General features: G+C 55.7%; 11 protein-coding genes. 9 read left to right on the plus strand and 2 right to left on the minus strand.

Features of this window, described 5'->3' with window-relative positions:
- Positions 1-485: 485 nt before the first annotated feature.
- The 3 genes from FKM97_RS16320 (at position 486) to FKM97_RS16330 (ending at position 2,898) form a co-directional block, all read left to right on the plus strand.
- Positions 486-1,106, plus strand: a complete 621-nt coding sequence (locus tag FKM97_RS16320; RefSeq protein WP_144293718.1) for a carbonic anhydrase — start codon at positions 486-488, stop codon at positions 1,104-1,106.
- A gap of 96 nt (positions 1,107-1,202) precedes the next feature.
- The gene (locus FKM97_RS16325; RefSeq protein WP_144293503.1) at positions 1,203-2,117 is read left to right on the plus strand and encodes a bifunctional helix-turn-helix transcriptional regulator/GNAT family N-acetyltransferase; all 915 of its coding nucleotides are present in this window, start codon (positions 1,203-1,205) and stop codon (positions 2,115-2,117) included.
- 88 nt (positions 2,118-2,205) lie between these two features.
- Positions 2,206-2,898: an aspartate/glutamate racemase family protein gene (locus FKM97_RS16330; RefSeq protein WP_144293504.1), complete on the plus strand. Its 693-nt coding sequence runs from the start codon at positions 2,206-2,208 to the stop codon at positions 2,896-2,898.
- 3 nt (positions 2,899-2,901) lie between these two features.
- Here the strand turns inward: FKM97_RS16330 and FKM97_RS16335 are convergent, their stop codons facing one another.
- The gene (locus FKM97_RS16335) at positions 2,902-4,221 is read right to left on the minus strand and encodes an NAD(P)/FAD-dependent oxidoreductase (RefSeq protein WP_246105117.1); all 1,320 of its coding nucleotides are present in this window, start codon (positions 4,219-4,221) and stop codon (positions 2,902-2,904) included.
- A gap of 130 nt (positions 4,222-4,351) precedes the next feature.
- Between FKM97_RS16335 and FKM97_RS16340 the strand changes: the two genes are divergently transcribed.
- Positions 4,352-5,293, plus strand: coding sequence for a 3-hydroxyacyl-CoA dehydrogenase NAD-binding domain-containing protein (locus FKM97_RS16340; protein ID WP_144293506.1), 942 nt, complete (start codon positions 4,352-4,354; stop codon positions 5,291-5,293).
- 368 nt (positions 5,294-5,661) lie between these two features.
- The gene (locus FKM97_RS16345) at positions 5,662-7,926 is read left to right on the plus strand and encodes an autotransporter domain-containing protein (protein WP_170240956.1); all 2,265 of its coding nucleotides are present in this window, start codon (positions 5,662-5,664) and stop codon (positions 7,924-7,926) included.
- A gap of 83 nt (positions 7,927-8,009) precedes the next feature.
- Here FKM97_RS16345 and FKM97_RS16350 read toward each other — a convergent pair whose 3' ends face one another.
- Positions 8,010-9,077 carry a DmpA family aminopeptidase gene (locus FKM97_RS16350; RefSeq protein ID WP_144293508.1) on the minus strand — a complete coding sequence of 356 codons (1,068 nt, stop codon included), beginning with the start codon at positions 9,075-9,077 and terminating at the stop codon, positions 8,010-8,012.
- A gap of 189 nt (positions 9,078-9,266) precedes the next feature.
- Between FKM97_RS16350 and FKM97_RS16355 the strand changes: the two genes are divergently transcribed.
- From FKM97_RS16355 to FKM97_RS16370, 4 genes are all read left to right on the plus strand, one after another.
- On the plus strand, positions 9,267-10,154 hold the full coding sequence (locus tag FKM97_RS16355; RefSeq protein WP_144293509.1) for a cation diffusion facilitator family transporter: 888 nt from the start codon (positions 9,267-9,269) through the stop codon (positions 10,152-10,154).
- Positions 10,155-10,230: 76 nt separating this feature from the next.
- Positions 10,231-10,905, plus strand: a complete 675-nt coding sequence (locus tag FKM97_RS16360) for a hypothetical protein (RefSeq protein ID WP_144293510.1) — start codon at positions 10,231-10,233, stop codon at positions 10,903-10,905.
- Between the two features lie 77 nt (positions 10,906-10,982).
- Positions 10,983-12,389 (plus strand): aminotransferase, encoded by a 1,407-nt coding sequence (locus FKM97_RS16365; protein ID WP_205015108.1) that lies wholly within the window; start codon positions 10,983-10,985, stop codon positions 12,387-12,389.
- A gap of 132 nt (positions 12,390-12,521) precedes the next feature.
- The gene (locus tag FKM97_RS16370; protein ID WP_144293511.1) at positions 12,522-14,543 is read left to right on the plus strand and encodes an acetyl/propionyl/methylcrotonyl-CoA carboxylase subunit alpha; all 2,022 of its coding nucleotides are present in this window, start codon (positions 12,522-12,524) and stop codon (positions 14,541-14,543) included.
- The last annotated feature ends 234 nt before the right edge of the window (positions 14,544-14,777 follow it).

Raw genomic sequence — 14,777 nt, forward strand, 5'->3', positions numbered from 1 at the left:
CCGCGCCGTTTGACCTTTGGCTTGTCAATCTCGTCTCGGGCAGCCTCGATCTTGGCTTGCAGTTTAGCAACGGCTGCGTTGTGAGCGCGTAGGGCACTTCGCCGATCGCCACCAAGAGGCGTACGTAGCTCGCTGCCCAATACGGTACGCAACTCAACTGGAACGAGCAGTCTAGAATAGTACCTGCCATTGCGCTCTAAAAGGTACCGAACCTTGCCCGCCATCGCCCCACCGTTTGTCAAAGTGTATAGAATTTTTTGTAACATCCACAGTGACAGGTGCATGGGACAGAAGCAAGGGCTGAAGCCGCTTTCAAGCGTTTCAAAGGCTTAAGTGCGATGTCCAGAACCTCCCCCCGTCCGCACCAAAGCCTATGGCAATATGAATTTGGGGTTATTTGGAGCCGGTATGAGAGCCTGTTTTCCTGGTCCGACCCTTTTAAAGGCGCTTGTGAGCGACGATGGTTCACGCTATTTCATGGCGTCATGCTCGATCATCTGAAGGCTAACAACCGAGCCTGGGCGGCTCGCAAAGTCGCGACGGACGCAGATTTTTTCCGTCGTCTGGAGCGCCAGCAGGCACCTGAATATCTTTGGATTGGCTGTTCAGATAGTCGGGTCCCCGCCAACGAGATTGTTGATCTCGATCCCGGCGAGTTGTTCGTCCATCGCAACGTGGCCAATCTTGCGCCGCCTCAGGATGCCAATTACTTGTCGGTTCTCCAATTTGCAGTGGACGTACTGAAGGTCAAGCACGTGATGGTGGTTGGTCATTACGGCTGCGGCGGCGTGCGGGCGGCTGTGGACGGTCAGCGACGGGGTCTGGTCGACCATTGGCTACATCCCATCCGCGAGGTCGCCCATGATCACCGTCACGAGCTGGAAGCCATAGTAGAGGATCGCGCTCGGCTTGATCGCCTATGCGAGCTCAACGTCATCCGTCAGGTCCGGAACGTGGCTTCCGATGTGTTTGTCCAGGATGCATGGGCAAGGGGACAATCCCTTAATATCCATGGGTGGGTTTATTCTCTCGCAAATGGCCTGATTACGGATTTGAACGTCACCGTGAAGACGCTGGGTGAGGTCGATCGCCTGCAGGACCGTTAGCCAACCTCTCGGATAAACCTTTTAGAGAGCGCCCAAAATCCTTGCTTGTAGTGAGTGTTGACTTAGGCAACACTCACTACAAGCAAGGAGGTCTGCATGGCTACCCCGGTCAACGAAGTTCGCAACTTCAATCGATTCTACACCCGCCAGATCGGGGTGTTGACCAATCGTCTTTCCAAAAGCCCTTTTAGCTTGGCTGAGGCACGCGTTCTCTATGAGTTGGCCAATGGGGGCGCATCGACCGCCGCAGACCTTTCTCGCATTTTGAATATGGATAAGGCGCATTTGAGCCGCATGTTATCGAGGTTTCGTCTGCGAGGACTAATCGCAACGGAGGTAAGCGCCCATCATGCGAAATACCGATTTTTGTCATTGACCTCGCAAGGTCAGGCAGCCTTCGCTGCCTTGGACAAAGCAGCCATTGTCGACGCGGAGCGCATGCTTGCTCCTCTTGACAGTGCGGATATCGCAAGGCTGACCGCGGCAATGACCTGCATATCGACCATTCTCTCAAAGCCAACACAACTGGAAGAGGTCACTTTGCGCGCACCGCGGCCTGGTGATCTGAGTTTTGTTGTGCATCGTCAAGCTCGTCTCTACGCCGAGGAATATGGCTGGGATTGGACTTATGAGGCCCTGATTTCTGGCATCGTCAGCGAGTTCATCCGAAGTTTCGACACTGAACGGGAACAGGTTTGGATTGCTGACGGTGGCCATCAAATCGTCGGCTCCGTTTTTCTAATGAAGGACGGTGATCCAGAGGTCGGGAGACTCCGCCTTCTCTACGTCGATGCCGCAATGCGCGGAAACGGCCTCGGAAAACAGTTGGTGCGCCGTTGCATTGAGCGCGCCCGAGATATCGGCTATCGCAAGGTCACATTGTGGACCAATGACATTCTGGAAGCAGCATTACACATCTACAGGGCGGAGGGTTTTAGGCTCGTTTCAGAAGAGCCCCATCGCTCCTTTGGCCACGCGCTCAATGGTCAAACCTGGACGTTGGATCTTTAGGGGGCTGGAGCTTGAATGCCACCTCTTCATCTTCGGTCCCACCGGCCTCCCCACAGGGGAAGAATAAATCTTCAAGATCGGAGCTGACATGAAGACGCTGGGTTTGATCGGTGGGATGAGTTGGGAGAGTACGGCCATTTATTACCGCCTTCTCAACGAAGGTGCCAGGCTTCGACAGGGTGGGCTTCATTCCGCTTCCCTTCTTTTGCTGTCGGTGGATTTTGCGGAGATTGCTGCTCTCCAAGCCCAAGGAAATTGGGAGGCCCTGACGTCGGTGATGATAACGGCAGCCCACCAACTCAGGCGGGGCGGCGCCGAGGGCTTGGTGATCTGCACCAACACCATGCACAAGATGGCGCAGCAAATTGAGGATGCCGTACAGCTGCCCATTATTCACATTGTGGATGCTACCGCTGCCGCGATCCTGCGCACGACCTCGAGGAAGCCCCTGCTCCTGGCAACACGATACACCATGAAACAAGAGTTCTATCGCGCCCGACTCTTAAACCGCCATGGAGTTCGGGCCGTGGTGCCCGGTGAAGCAGAGCGGGCGGAGATCCATCGCATTATTTACGATGAACTCTGCCTCGGGATCGTTTCCGAGCCGTCCAAACAGACTTTTCTGGAGATCATAGGCCGTGCCCGTAGGATGGGTAGTGACGGAGTTGTTCTCGGCTGCACGGAAATTACCATGTTGCTAGGCGCCGGAGACGTGGATATCCCGGTGTTCGATACAACGGCCATTCACGCCGATGCAGCGCTCGATTTCGCCCTGCACTAGCCTTCAACCTCGTGCGATCCACCGGTCATGCAGATCGAAATACTTCATCGCTAACGGCATGAACCAAGCGTTCCCGTTGTAAAGGGGCAGCGTAGGAAAGCGTTGAATTTCGAACACCGACTGGCCTTCAGGTTTTCCAAGGATCTTGAGAGCAAGCTTGCGACCGAAATGTGTGCCCATCGGAACGCCAGCAAAATTGTAACCACCCGCATAATAGTGCCCGTCTGCGCCACCGATGTGCGGCATGAAATCGAAGGTTCCGGCGCACTGCCCAAGCCATGCGTGGGAAAGCCTGACCTCTCCGATATCGGGGAGCAGTCGCTGGAGGATCCGACGGAGTGCTGGAGCGATTGCGCGAGCATCTGAGGCACGGCTTCCTGTAAGGCCTCCAAAGAGGATCCTCTCGCTGTCTGGCGCGGGCCGAATGAAATTGATGTTCATATTCGTTTCGATATATGTGCGGCGGTGCGGCAAGAGACGATTGATGAGGTCGGCGCTCAGGACCTCGGTGGCAATCATGTAGCCCTTAAATGGCACGAGCCGTTGGGCCAACCACGAGAAGCTCTGCCGCGTATATCCATTTGTCGCAGAGATGACGTTCCCGGCGGTGATTTCTCCGCGATCGGTGTCCACGACTTGTTCCTTGCTCGAACCAGATCTCTTCTGCCGGATGCTACGCGCGGTGGTGCGCGAGATCACTTTCACCCCGGAATTCAGAGCAGCCCTGAGCAATCCTGAATGATATAAGCCAGGATGGATGGAGCCCAGATCAGGGATTACCGCGCCTCCGAAATATGCATCCGAAGCGATTTCGCGGTGCTGCTCTGCCCGAGAGATCATCTGGAACTCTACACCCAGATGCCTCTTATTGGTCTCCAGATCGGCCGCTAAAATTTCGTAATGTGGCCGAGAAGTCGCGCCGATGAACCGACCGCACTGATTGATGTGACAATCAATTCCTTCCTCTACCGCAATGTCTCGGACAGCTTCATAAGCTTCGTTGAGTTCGCGATAAACTCCATGGGCGTATTCGCTGCCATGGCGCTTGGCCAGCCAAGCATAATCCCTTTTTAACGTACGGCCCAAATAGCCGGCGTTGCGTCTGGATGCACCATACCCTGCATCTTCCGCCTCGATCACCACAACATCGGCGCCGGCCCGAGCGAGGTTCACAGCAGCGACCAGTCCCGTATAGCCAGAACCGATGATTACGACATCCGCCAAAGCGGGCAGGGCAGGCAGGCTGCTTTGCGGCAGCAGCGGAGCCGCGTCCCACCAATAGGGTTGCTCTCTGAAATCCGACGTGAAAATCGACGACTCCACCTGACGCTCCTCCGCGACCTTGCAGCAAAGCCAATCTATATCTTTGCAGTGCGTCCGTGCACAGTGCGAGCTTGACCCCTGGCTCTGCGTCGCTAGCCTCTGGCAATGAAGCTTAATCGAGGGGAATGTCATGAGCAGACCAGATCTTCCGCGCCGTGTGGCCGTGATTGGCAACGGTATTATCGGTCATGGGATCTCCGAGGTCTTCGCTAAGGGTGGGATCCAGGTGACGATGATAGGCCATCGCGAGGAGAGCCTGCAGCGGGCCCTCCAAAAAATAAGTGAAAGTCTCAGCACCTTTGCCGAGCACGAACTGCTACATCGCAGCGAGGTCGCCACCATCCTGGGACGTGTCACAACCAGCACCGAAATAGCCGATGCAGCGCATGCGGATCTGGTGATTGAAGCGGTCCCTGAGGACATGGCGCTGAAGCTTTCGATCTTTGAGAAGCTTGACGAAATTTGCTCCACTGATGCTGTTCTTGCCTCTTCAAGCGGACACCCTGCCAGCGTTTTTGGGGCTCGCGCTAACCGCCGTGAGCGCGTTGTCGCGACCCACTTCTGGTATCCTCCACAGCTGTTGCCCCTGGTTGAGATCTGTGGAAGCCCGGAGACGTCTCGAGAGACACTTCAATGGATAACAAACGTGCTGCGACATATCGGTAAGGAGCCTGTGGTCATTGATCGCGAGATCCCTGGCTTTATTGGCAACCGAATTCAGTTTGCGGCACTACGAGAAGCTTGGTCGCTTTGGGCGCAGGGGGTGGCCTCGGCAGCGGCTATTGACGCTGTAGTGCGAAACAGCATCGGACGACGCCTAGGCATCACCGGGCCGATTGAATCCGCGGACCTAGGCGGACTGGCCACCATGGTACGGTTTGCAGAGTTCCTCCAGCCGACGCTCGACGTCGCGCCTCTGCCTCCGACGGCGCTACGTGAAATGGTAACAAGTGCCGGAAACGGTAATTCCCGCGTTCACCCGCGGTCGGAAGAAAACCGGGAAGATCTTTTGCGACAGAGGACGCAAGAACTCATCCGTTGGCTAAAGGCTGACAGTTCGCATCGAACATAGCGGTCGAGCCTCGGGCTTGGTGCAGCGGGTCCAGTTGAATCAACCATAAAGAATCGGTTTTCGCAGCACTGATTGGCCCTGATCAGTGTCAGTGACACCTAGCGGCCGGGAACCAAACACCATTCCTGGCCAGTGTGGCAGAAATATCCGCACCCGATAATCGTCAGAAAATCTGTACCTTAGGCCTCCAACTCCGCTGTGGAAAAGGGAGCGCGATCCTCAGGATCACAATCTGGTTAATGCAACCTATAGAGGAGTAAAATCCCATATGTTATCAGGGGTGGTAGTTTCTCAGCTGGCCTCACGGGGGGATTATGCGACCACTTCTTCAGTCCACGGCTCTGTCGGTCCTTCTCATGGCCGCCGGAATGATTGCCAACCAAGGCCTTCGCGCGGATCCCGTAAGTTATGCTGGCCTTGACTGGTACACGGACCGATATGCGACGGATAAATTTGAAACTCTGCCCGAGTTCGGAGGCCGTACCGATGTGCTGCATATGCACATCGGTACCGGCGGTTTTGTGCAGAATCGTGCCGAGGATCTTCAGGGGGAATTTTATAGCACACAAGGCTTTAAGGCGCAGACGAACCTGGGCGGTGGCGACAGCTTCGTCTCCGGCAATCTGTTTATTCCCTCAAGCTGGTCGTCAGCGCCTGGTGCGGGCGATGATGGCGAGAGGGGAATCTTCCAGGCGCCGTCCTTGTGGGGCAATATCACCGGCACAGACGGGGCAATGCAAGCTTCGCCAATCATCGGCTTTTCAAACGTCGACGGTAACGGTGTTATTCGCGTATGGAACGATCTGGAGGGCACCTGGTCGGAGACGACTGCCAGCGTGAATTACAATGGCTGGAACAATCTTCGTCTTCTATACGTAGGAAACGAGGTTCAGTATCTGTTCAATGACACAATAATTGGCACCTTGGACACGGGGAACTGCGAAGCACGAGAGGTGGAGAATTGCTCCCAGGACTTAATCAGCCGACTGAGCGAAATTCTGTTAACCGGATACAATAATTCGAGCCAGCCATATGACATTCACTGGGCGAATGTCTTGACCGGCATGGTAGGGGGTGACGACCAGGAAATCTTTCAGGACACGGTCTCTGATCTTCACTTTGAGGGCGCCACCGGATCGTCGATCTGGGATGGAACCGTCGTGAATGGCTCGCTGCAACTGGCAGGGTCTGAACTGGAGCTCGGCAATGGAGTCGTGGTTCGGGAAGATCTGCTTTTGATGCATGGCTCTCAGCTTGCAGGGGGCGAAGCGGCTCCTGCACAAATTATCGGCAACGCGTCCGTAGACGGGACCTCAATCCTGGGTGGTAACGTGGCGATTGGCGGAAATCTTGTAAGTGGAGGCAATATCAGCCCAGGCAACTCGCCAGGTATAACTACGGTCATGGGAGATTACATTGCGACTCCGGGTGCCACGGTGACCCTTGAAGTGGATTTTTCGGCGGCGTCCCATGAAGCCGGCGTAACGCATGATCAATTTACGATTGGTGGAAATGTTGCCGGTAGCAGGACATCTGTCCAACTTCTCAATGTGGATAGCACTGAGATTGGCGGGAGCGCGGAGATTGGCGACATATCGCGAGTTGAGCTGATTACCGTAGGCGGCGAGTTGCCCAGTGGGTCCTTTGCTCTGGATCATCGCTACGTCCAGAATGGGCAAGATATTCTTTTGAAAACGCGAATCGACCCGCTTGGAGGGTACGTTATTGGCATAACGACCCTGGTTGCACCCGAGAGTTATGTCTCAGCCGCTCTTCCAACCAGCATCGTCGAGACCACCAATCAGATGCTCGGCCGCTTTGTTGATCGCCGCGGGTTTAATTGGAGTGAGGCGCCGAGTGCGTGGATCAGGGCCTTTGGTGGTGGATTCAATTTGGATGACGACACAGGGGTCGGCATTGATGCAACGACGGCCGGTGCATTGATGGGCCTCGATATCCTTGCTTTGCCGGAAATGGGTGGCGCCAGGATTGGCCTCATGGCCGGATATGCCTATTCGTCTGCTGATGTCACGGGTCGCGACGTGGGATCTGCGGGCAGCACGGGCGGGAACATGACCGCAATCGGCGGATATGTTAGCTACATGGCTCAAGATATTTTCGCCGACCTCTCGATGCAGTATCAGATCGTGAGTGCGGACCTCCAGGCTGTGGCTCAATCTGACCGTTCGATAAAAGGCGGCGTCTTTGGTCTCTCTGTTGAGAGTGGCTTCACCTACGATGTTGCCGAGAATATTTCCTTGGTCCCGATGGCACAGCTGCTTTACCAAATTGTCTCGCTCGACAAATTCAACAATGGTGTCAGCAATGTCGATTTCGACAGCAACGATGCGTTGTTGGGACGCTTGGGGATCACAGCCATGACCGACTACCGAGGTATGATGGCGTTCGGCGGAATTGGCCTCTCCAACCAGTTCCTCAAAAATATGACCACGATCATTGACGGTCTGGAGATCGAGACCAACACTGGCGGCTTCCGAGCGGAAATCACCGCGGGGATGCAGGCCGTTCTTTCCTCGGGGATCACAGCCAGTTTCAGTGGGGAATATGACATCGGTCTCAATGGCGAGGCTGAAGCCTACTTGGCGAAGGCCAAATTGGACGTTGCTTTCTGAGAATTTTAGGGAAGGCGATCCTCTCCTGCCACTGCTGAGACCGGTCGACTTCGAGTGAAGGGGCGCTCCTGTGAAAGGGGCGCCTATTCGCGACGGTAGCGGTTCACGGCGCTGATCAGCAAATCATGGGGAAGGGCGTGGGCAGTTCGGCCACGATAGCCTGTCATGGTCTTGGCTGCGATGATGGCGTTGAGGATAGCTTCCTCGGTTGCTTCCGCCGCTGCTTGAAATAAAGGGGTACACTGTTCGATACCGAGCATCTGAACATCCATCATTGGCTGGGTAAGTGACACTTTGTTGCCGGTGGAGAATGCAAGAAAGATGTCGCCGCTGCTGTTGGCGCCGAATCCGCCGACCCAGGCCAAACCTGTGGTAGCCCGCCGTGCTAGCCTCTGACACTGGATTGGCAGGAGCGGCGCATCGGTTGCAAGGACGACAATGATGGAGCCCTGATCATCCTTGCTCTCTTTCGGACGAGGAACCAGACGTTCCGGGATCTCAAGACCCACAGGAGCGCCGGCTACCCGCAACATGGATCTCATGCCGTAATTGGCTTGCACAAGAGCACCGACGGTCCATCCGCCTTGTTCTGGCGAAAGGATTCTGGATGCCGTTCCTGTACCGCCTTTGAACTCGTGTGCGATCATGCCGGTCCCACCCCCAACATTTCCCTCCGCCACATACCCGCCGGCAGCCGACTCCAGAGCACGAAGCGCCAGGTCGGTCGTGACGGGGAATCGCTCCGCATCGCTCAGCCAACCGTCCCAGGTTTCTGCGGCAACGGGCAGATGCCAAGCCTGTTCGACGCCTCTCTTTACAGCAAGACGGCAGATCGCATCCCGAACAATGCCGACAGCGTGAGTGTTTGTGATACAGACAGGAGATGCCAGGAGACCCTGTTCAGCAAGCCAGATTGTGCCGGTCATCTCTCCATTTCCATTGAACGAATGATACCCTGCGAATACGGAGTGGGTGAAGATATCGGCTGAAGGCCAGATGGCGGTCACTCCGGTGCGGGCAACCATGGGATGATCACAGATCAGGGTTTCGAACCCAACCTCAATACCCGCGACGTCGGTTATGGCGTTGAGAGGGCCGGCAGCCATCTGACCGGTGGCGATACCGAGATCTCTTAATCGGATATGCGTCATTTGAACCGAGAGCCCCTTGCCCCGAAACATGGATCTTTGATTTGCATCATTATCATTTCGAGCTCTCCTCCGGAAAACTCTATCAGCCCCTTGCGGTAATGGTCGCAAGCGCCGCATCGCCTAGCATCTTGTCGTGTGGCCTCTATCCGAGTAGCGCTGCGCTAAACTGTTCGACTGGGACGTGAGATTATGAAGGCCTCGATACGGCTCGCTGCTTACACCGTCGCCGTTGGCGTGCTGGTATTCCTTTTGAAACTGGGGGCATGGTGGATTACCGGGTCGATCGCGCTTTACTCTGATGCCCTCGAAAGCCTGATCAATATTGCGGCGGCAATCGCCGCGCTAGTGGCATTGAATCTGAGTGCCCAGCCAGCAGACCGCAACCACCCCTTTGGTCATCACAAGGCGGAATATCTATCGGCTGTGCTGGAAGGCACTTTGGTCGTCGCTGCCTCGCTGTCGATCTTTCGCGAAGCCTATTACGGTTTTCTGGCACCTCAAGTTGTCGAGGCGCCAGCTATGGGATTGCTGGTGAATGGGATCGCCACTGCGGTAAATGCGGTGTGGGGTTTCCTTCTCGTTCGTGCTGGCCGCGCCCGTCGATCACCCGCTCTACTTGCGGACGGGAAGCATCTCTTTGCGGATGTCGTGACTTCGATCGGGGTTATTTTGGGTCTCAGCCTCGCCCAAGTCACAGGTTGGACCATCCTTGATCCGATGTTGGCTGCAATCGTCGCAGTCAACATCCTCTGGATGGGCTTTGGCCTTGTTAGGGTGTCGGTAGGAGGACTGATGGATGAGTCGGTCGATCCCCAAACGTTGGAACGGCTCCGCGAGATTATTTCAAGATCGGCCAGCGGAGCAATTGAAGTGCATGACTTGAGGACCCGCCAGGCTGCACGAATGATATTCGTCGAGTTCCATCTGGTCGTTCCCAGTGATATGACTGTGGCCGCGTCGCATCACATCTGTGATTGCATTGAAGAAGCGCTTACGGCCGAGTTTGATGTGGAAGCCATCATTCACGTCGAGCCAGAAAATGAGGCTAAGCTCCAGGGCGTAGTGGTGTTGCATTGACCGGTAACCGGAAACTGACCGGCTACCCGATGACGCGATCAACAAGCCTCGCTATGGTGCTCTTAAAGCGAGGTCAATGATGCTTAACCGACTGTTATTTGCTGCACCCCTTTTGCTGCTTGCTTCACTCCCCGGCAGTGCTCAGGATGTTCCTCCCGCTGCGGCGAGCTGGCTGCGTTGTGCAGCTCTCGGCGCCTTGGCAGAAAAGGGTGCCCCCGATAAGGTCGCCAAGGATGCGGCAGCCGAGATACGCTCGAAGTATGAAGAACTGTTTGGCGCATACATCGCGGCCATGCAGGGAAGTAGTGCGAACCCGAAGATCGTCCGCCAGAGGGTAAAGACGTCTGTTGATGCGATGATTGAGAAGCGGCGGCTTTTGAATAAGGAAGAGCAGCCGGTATTGATCGCCTGTCAGCAGAGCATGGAACGCCTGACTAAGAACATCGCGGAGACGGTTCAATTAATGGTCTCCGCGACACCCAAGCCGACCGAAACTGTCATGAGCCGCGATATGTGGGCGACCTGCTCTGCAGCCCTCGGCTGGGCAGTCCAGTCGGGCATGACAGGCGATCCTCAGGTGCGTGACGCAGCAGTACGCTACCGTCAGTTGTTCCAATCTGCGGCCAAGCAGCAGGGCCTGTCGGATGAGCAGATCAAGAAGGGACTTGCGGACCTTCAAAAGGTTGCGGCGACAAAATCAGCCAACGAATTGAAGTCGGCTGTCGCGAGCTGCGTACGGCAGAAGCCCTGAGGCTGGACACTGTATCTGCGCTGGTCCAACCTGCGCAGAACGGTGAATTCATATCAAATGAGAACGGGGCTTTACGCATGAACCTTCATGGTCACAATCGCATGGATGCGGAGACCATTTGGCGCAAAGACAAGGCCCATTTTCTTCATCCGTGGCAACACTTTGATAGTTTTCACGAGACTGGAGCGACAATCATTAGTCGGGGCGAAGGTGCCTATGTCTTCGATAGCGATGGGCACCGGTTCCTGGATGGGATCGCTGGCCTGTGGTGTGTGAATGTTGGTTACGGTCGTGAGGAAATAGCGGAGGCCATGGCAGACCAAGCCAGAAGTCTGGCTTACTATTCGGCATTCGGAGACACCACCAACGCGCCGGCTGCCGAACTTGCAGCTAAGCTTGCCGAGCTCGCGCCAGGAAGCCTGAATCACACTGCTTATGCGACGTGTGGATCAACCGGCAATGATACGGCGGTCCGGTTGGCTCATTATTACTGGAGCCGCAAAGGACAACCGAACAAGCGGCATGTGATTTCCCGTCACGATAGCTATCACGGCTCCACGATGCTTGGAATTTCCCTAGGAAATCGGCTCGGGGACCGTTCTCCGCACTTCCACTATCTCAGCGACTTCATCCACCATATTTCCTCTCCAAACCCCTACCGTCGGCCGCAGAACATGACCGAGGAAGCCTTCTGCGACCAGTTGCTCGCAGAATTCGAAACTAAAGTGGCTGAGATCGGGGCCACCAATGTTGCAGCCTTCATCGCCGAGCCTATTCTTGGCTCGGGAGGGGTCATCGTGCCTCCCGCAGATTACAACAAAAGGATGTCTGAATCCTGCCGTCGCCTGGGGATTCTCTTCATTGCCGACGAGGTGGTCACGGCGTTCGGCCGAATTGGTCATATGTTTGCCAGTGAGGCCGAGTTTGGCTTCATACCCGATATCATCAACACCGCTAAAGGCTTGACCTCGGGCTATTTTCCCCTTTCGGCAGTGCTGTTTACCGACGAGATCTACGACGTCATCTCTGCTGCCGATCCGACGGCGATGTTTGCTCACGGCTATACCTATAGTGGTCATCCCATCGGCTGCGCCGTGGCACTCAAGAACATCGAAATTATCGAACGTGAAGATCTTTGCGGCCATGTCCGGTCACTCGGCGGATACCTCGAAACTCGCTTGAACGCACTTTCCGATCTTCCGCTCGTCGGCGATGTCCGTGGCCGCCGTTTCATGATGTGCATCGAGTATGTTGCTGATAAGCGAACCAAGGCACCCTTCGCACCCGACATCGACATAGGCAGGAGAATTGCCGCGAGCTGCAGCAAGCGAGGCTTGATGGTCCGTCCCCTGGGCGCGCTGAACATTATTTCGCCACCTCTGGTTCTCAATCGGATGGAAGTGGATTTTCTGGCCGATACTTTGAGTGAAAGCGTAATTGAGGTTGCTGCTGAACTTTCGCGTGAGGGGTTGGGCGCCGCCTGATCTCCCTGGCAAAAGCAGAATGGGAGCTTTGATCTCTCGGGCAGGGTGCGAGGACAGCACCATTGACGCTTTGATGCCATTCGACTACGCCGCCCGTCTGGGTAATAAGCCTGCTGCCCGTGGAGGGGCCTAATGTTTTCGTCCGTTTTGATTGCCAATCGCGGCGAGATAGCGGTCCGCGTGATCCGGACGGCAAGAAAGCTTGGGCTACGTACGATCGCGGTTTATTCGGAGCCTGATGTTGCAGCGCTTCATGTAAGATCGGCGGATGAAGCCTATTGCATCGGGGCTGCAGAGGTGGCTCAAAGCTATCTGCGTGGCGACCGCATCCTTGAGGTTGCACGGAGTGCAGCGGCGGAATGTATTCACCCGGGTTATGGCTTCCTTTCTGAAAGCGCCACTTTCGCAGAAGCTTGTGAACAGGCTGGGATTGCTTTCGTCGGTCCGACGCCCCACGCAATTAGATCTATGGGTCTCAAGGATGCGGCCAAGCAACTGATGCAGAGTGCGGGCGTTCCTGTCGTCCCCGGATATCATGGTGAGCTTCAGCAGGAGGATTTTCTCAAGCAGAAGGCCTATGAGCTGGGCTATCCCCTAATCATCAAGGCGATTGCCGGCGGTGGCGGAAAGGGCATGCGCCGGGTCAGCCGTCATCAGGATTTTGTTGAGGCTCTCGGTAGTTGTCGCAGAGAGGCGAAATCCGCCTTCGGAGATGATCGCGTGCTTCTGGAGCGTTTCGTCGCCAATCCGCGCCACATAGAAGTTCAGGTCTTTGGGGATATGCATGGCCAGGCATTGCATCTCTTTGAGCGTGATTGCTCCATGCAGCGGCGCCATCAGAAGGTAATAGAAGAGGCACCCGCGCCCGGCATGCCAGAGAGCATGCGAGTAAGGATGGGGAAGGCTGCTGTAGCCGCTGCAAAGGCGGTTGGCTATGTCGGTGCTGGGACAGTAGAGTTCATTGCCGATACCAGCCAAGGTTTGAACGAGGACTCATTCTTCTTCATGGAGATGAACACTCGACTTCAGGTTGAGCATCCGGTCACCGAAGCCGTGACCGGTGTAGATCTTGTTGAGTGGCAGTTCCGCGTAGCCGCTGGAGAGACGCTGCCCTTGTCTCAAACTGATTTAGGGGCTCCGAGGGGGCATGCGATCGAAGCTCGTCTTTATGCAGAAGATCCCGAGAACGGTTTTCTTCCGCAGACCGGGCAGGTCGTGAGCCTTTCCTGGCCCAGTAACGAACCCGGGCTCCGCATAGACACCGGCATTGAGGCCGGATCGGAAATAAGCCCTTATTACGACCCGATGATCGCCAAGCTGATCGCTTGGGGAGAAACACGAGAGGAAGCGCGCAAGCGGCTGGTAGAGAGCCTTCACGCAACAACGGTGCTTGGGCTTCGCACCAATCTCGGCTTTCTCGCAAAACTTCTGGGGAGTGCCCCGTTCGTCAGCGGACAGTTTGACACTGGACTTATCGATTCTGGTCTTGCCGGTCTGGTCCCACAGCTGAGTGAGTCTGCCATCCAAGCAGTTGCTGCTGGTCTTTGGATGCATCATCTGGGGAATGTGAATGCCCGTCGCGCCAAGCGCTTGTCAAACGAGCCGGATTCACCATGGTCACAGATGAACGGTTGGGCCCTGGGCGGTTGCCGCAGGGACAGGATTCATTTGCTGATCAACGGCAAGCCTGCCTCGATTGATGTACTTTGGGAAAATCAGGGCAGCGCAATGCTGGTCGGGCCGGAGCAAACTCGTCTGTCAGGGGTAATAATCGAGGGGAATCGGCTCTTGACCTCGGTTGATGGGATCCCAGAGGTGGCGGTGATCCATGACGATGATGATATGATCTTCGCCCAGTGGCGCGGTTTGCATTTGGAGATACGGGCGCAGGATCTCTTAGACCGTGATCTTGATGCTGCTGAAGGCAGCTCGACGATCAAAGCACCCATGTCCGGCAAGCTCATGAAAATATTTGTTGCCGTAGGTGATGAAGTTGAACGCGGAGATAGACTCGCGCTGCTTGAAGCGATGAAAATGGAGCATGCGTTGCTCTCAGCCGGTCGCGCGCGGGTGAAGAGTGTGTCTGGCTCCGAGGGCGACCAAGTGGCTGAGGGACAGGTTGTCATCATCTTGGAGGCCTTGCCGCCCACCTAAGATTTGGAGCGTTTGTGATGGTTTCGACACATCCAACGCATTGCTTGGCTATTCCCTCCGTCTATACTCCTTTGAACTGATGGTGCTGGGGAGCGCCATTGGAGAGAAAAAGCAGGGGAAGGGGATTTCCTATGCACGCTCAGTCTGCGGCTGCCGCAGTGCTTTCGCTCATGCGCGGATCAATTGTTTCATGCGTCGTTGCGTCCGCCATCATTGCGGCGATGACAATGATGG

Origin of the sequence: Rhodoligotrophos appendicifer (assembly GCF_007474605.1) — a bacterium.
GTDB lineage: Bacteria > Pseudomonadota > Alphaproteobacteria > Rhizobiales > Im1 > Rhodoligotrophos > Rhodoligotrophos appendicifer.

Bases quoted from the DNA above. Each gene is read 5' to 3' on its own strand.
- FKM97_RS16365 (WP_205015108.1), top strand. From the start codon at position 10,983: ATGAACCTTCATGGTCACAATCGCATGGATGCGGAGACCATTTGGCGC.
- FKM97_RS16350 (WP_144293508.1), bottom strand. From the start codon at position 9,077: ATGACGCATATCCGATTAAGAGATCTCGGTATCGCCACCGGTCAGATG.
- FKM97_RS16370 (WP_144293511.1), top strand. From the start codon at position 12,522: ATGTTTTCGTCCGTTTTGATTGCCAATCGCGGCGAGATAGCGGTCCGC.
- FKM97_RS16325 (WP_144293503.1), top strand. From the start codon at position 1,203: ATGGCTACCCCGGTCAACGAAGTTCGCAACTTCAATCGATTCTACACC.
- FKM97_RS16355 (WP_144293509.1), top strand. From the start codon at position 9,267: ATGAAGGCCTCGATACGGCTCGCTGCTTACACCGTCGCCGTTGGCGTG.
- FKM97_RS16340 (WP_144293506.1), top strand. From the start codon at position 4,352: ATGAGCAGACCAGATCTTCCGCGCCGTGTGGCCGTGATTGGCAACGGT.
- FKM97_RS16345 (WP_170240956.1), top strand. From the start codon at position 5,662: ATGATTGCCAACCAAGGCCTTCGCGCGGATCCCGTAAGTTATGCTGGC.
- FKM97_RS16360 (WP_144293510.1), top strand. From the start codon at position 10,231: ATGATGCTTAACCGACTGTTATTTGCTGCACCCCTTTTGCTGCTTGCT.
- FKM97_RS16330 (WP_144293504.1), top strand. From the start codon at position 2,206: ATGAAGACGCTGGGTTTGATCGGTGGGATGAGTTGGGAGAGTACGGCC.
- FKM97_RS16320 (WP_144293718.1), top strand. From the start codon at position 486: ATGCTCGATCATCTGAAGGCTAACAACCGAGCCTGGGCGGCTCGCAAA.